The sequence below is a fragment of the Micromonospora maritima genome (genome assembly GCF_902825405.1).
GTDB lineage: Bacteria > Actinomycetota > Actinomycetes > Mycobacteriales > Micromonosporaceae > Micromonospora > Micromonospora maritima.
In genome coordinates this window covers 1-2,522 of sequence record NZ_CADEAU010000655.1, presented here as the reverse complement: position 1 = coordinate 2,522, position 2,522 = coordinate 1, and the positions used below count along the sequence as shown (strand labels likewise).

The 2,522-nt window shown below is 76.2% G+C and carries 2 protein-coding genes; both read left to right on the top strand.

Annotated features, from left to right (window positions below):
• Positions 1-1,427, top strand: a 1,427-nt coding sequence (locus HUW36_RS30635; RefSeq protein WP_174531271.1) for a complex I subunit 4 family protein, incomplete at its 5' end; no start/stop codon positions are given.
• Positions 1,424-2,522, top strand: a 1,099-nt coding sequence (locus HUW36_RS30630) for an NADH-quinone oxidoreductase subunit N (RefSeq protein WP_174531270.1), incomplete at its 3' end; no start/stop codon positions are given. The genes HUW36_RS30635 and HUW36_RS30630, both read left to right, overlap by 4 nt.

The window sequence follows — 2,522 nt, the reverse complement described above, 5'->3', positions numbered from 1 at the left end:
GGGACCGGGCGGGCCGGCTGGTCGGCACCGCCGCCGCGGCGCTGACGCTGCTGGCGACGCTGCCGCTGGTCGGCGGCGCGCACGGCTGGTTCGGGTACGGGCCCCGCCCGGCGGTGCAGCCCTGGCACCGGCTCGACCTGCCCTGGGTGCCCGGGCTCGACCTGCGGTTCCACCTCGGGGTGGACGGCATCTCCTGGCCGCTGGTGGTGCTGACCGCGCTGCTGACGCTGCTGTGTTGCGGCTACACGCTGTGGCGGGTGCCGGCCGGCGGTGGCAGCGGGCGGGCCCTGGTGGCGCTGCTGCTGGTGGTCGAGGTGGGCATCCTCGGCACGTTCCTCGCGCTCGACCTGGTGCTCTTCTTCCTCTTCTTCGAGGTCGTCCTGCTGCCGATGTACGCGATCATCGCCGGCTGGGGCGGCGCGGACCGGCGGCGCGCGGCCCGCAAGTTCGCGCTCTACACGCTGTTCGGCTCGGTGCTGCTGCTGGTCGGCGTCTACGTGGTGGTGGCCGAGGCGGGCACCGCCGACCTGGTCGCGCTGACCGGCGGCGTCGGCCTGTCCCGGGGCACCCAGTTCGCCGCGTTCACGCTGCTGGCGCTGGCGTTCGCGGTGAAGAGCCCGCTCTGGCCGCTGCACTCGTGGCTGCCCGACGCGCACACCCAGGCGCCCACCGTCGGCAGCGTGATCCTCGCCGGGGTGCTGCTCAAGATGGGCACGTACGGGCTGATCCGGGTCGCCGTCGGGGTGGCGCCGGAGGGCGCCCGCTGGGCGTCGCCGGCGCTCGGCGTGCTCGCCGTCGCCGCGATCGGAGTCGGCGGCCTGGTCTGCCTGGCCCAGGACGACCTGAAGCGGCTGATCGCCTACTCCAGCGTCGGGCACATGGGTTTCGTGCTGCTCGGGGTCGCCACGCTCACCGCCACCGGGCTCCAGGCCGCGCTGATCGGCAACATCGCCCACGGGGTCATCACCGGCCTGCTGTTCTTCCTGGCCGGCGCGGTCAAGGACCGGACGCACACCGGCGCGCTGGCCGACCTGTCCGGTCTGCGGGAGACCGCGCCCCGGCTGGCCGGGCTGCTGGGCTTCGCGGCGGTCGCCTCGCTCGGGCTGCCCGGGCTGGCCGGCTTCTGGGGCGAGGCGTTCGCGGTGGTGGCCGCCGTCCGGCGGGGCGGCCCGCTGTGGCTGACGCTGGCCGTGCTGGCGGCGTTGGGCGGGGCGCTGACCGCCGCGTACTTCCTGCGGTTGCTGCGCCGGGTCACCCACGGCCGGCCCAGCCCGGCGGTGGCCGGGCTCACGCCCGGGCTGGCCGGCGCGGAGCTGACCACCTGGGCGCCGCTGGTGCTGCTCGCGCTCGCGGTCGGGCTGGCGCCCGCGCTGGTCCTCTCCTACGCCTCCGGTCCGGTGGAGGCCCTGCTGGGGGTCGTCCCATGAGCCTGGTGCAGAGCGTCGACAACGTGGCGCTGCTGCCGGCGTACCTGGCCGCCGGCACCGCCGTGCTGGTCCTGCTGGTCGACCTGCTGGTGGCACGTCCCCGGGTCACCGCCGCGGTGGCGGCGCTCGGCGCGGCCGGCACCGCGGTGGGCGCGGGGCTCGTCGGCGCGGCCGGCACCCGGCGCACGTTCTGCGTCGGTGACGACTGCTCCTGGGTGTGGAACGGTCGGGCCGCGCTGGTGGCGGTGGTGGTCGCCCTGCTCACGCTCGGTGTGCTGGCGATCTCCGGCCCGCTGCTGCGGGCCGGGCGCACCCCGCCGGGGGAATACTGCTTCCTGCTCGCCTGCGCCATGACCGGCGGTGTGGTGCTCGGCGCGGCCGGTGACCTGATCACCCTGATCGTGGCGCTGGAGACGCTGACCCTGCCGCTGTACGTGCTGGTCGGGCTGCGCCGGGGCAGCCTCGCCGGCGCCGAGGCGGCGGTGACGTTCTTCGTGGTCAGCGTGGTCGCCACCACGGTGACGCTGCTCGGCGCGGCGCTGCTCTACGCGGTCGCCGGCACGCTGCACCTGGACCGGCTCGGCGCCACCCTGGCCGCCCGCGACGACCTGACCGCCCTGCCGCTGACCACCGTCGCGGTGGCGCTGGTGGTGGCCGGGCTCGCGTTCAAGGTCGCCGCGGTGCCGTTCCACGCCTGGGCGCCGGCGACCTACGACGGCGCGCCGCTGCCGGTCGCCGCGTACCTGTCGACCGCCTCGAAGCTGGGCGGCGTGGTGGCGCTGCTGGCGGTGGTGCAGCGGGCGCTTCCCGGCGAGGTGACCGGCCCGGTGCTGGCGGCGCTGGCGGTGCTGACGATGACCGTGGGCAACCTGGTGGCGCTGCGTCAGCGGCGTACCGTGCGGTTGCTCGCCTGGTCGTCGGTGGCCCAGGCGGGCTACATCCTGGCCCCACTGGGCGCGCTGGCGCTGGCCGCCGGGCGCACCGCCGACGCCCGGGCCGGGGCGTACGCGGCGGCGGTCGCGTACACCGTCTTCTTCGTGCTGCTGGAGTTGGCCGCGTTCGCCGCGGTGGTGGCGTTGCGGCCGGCGGACGGCG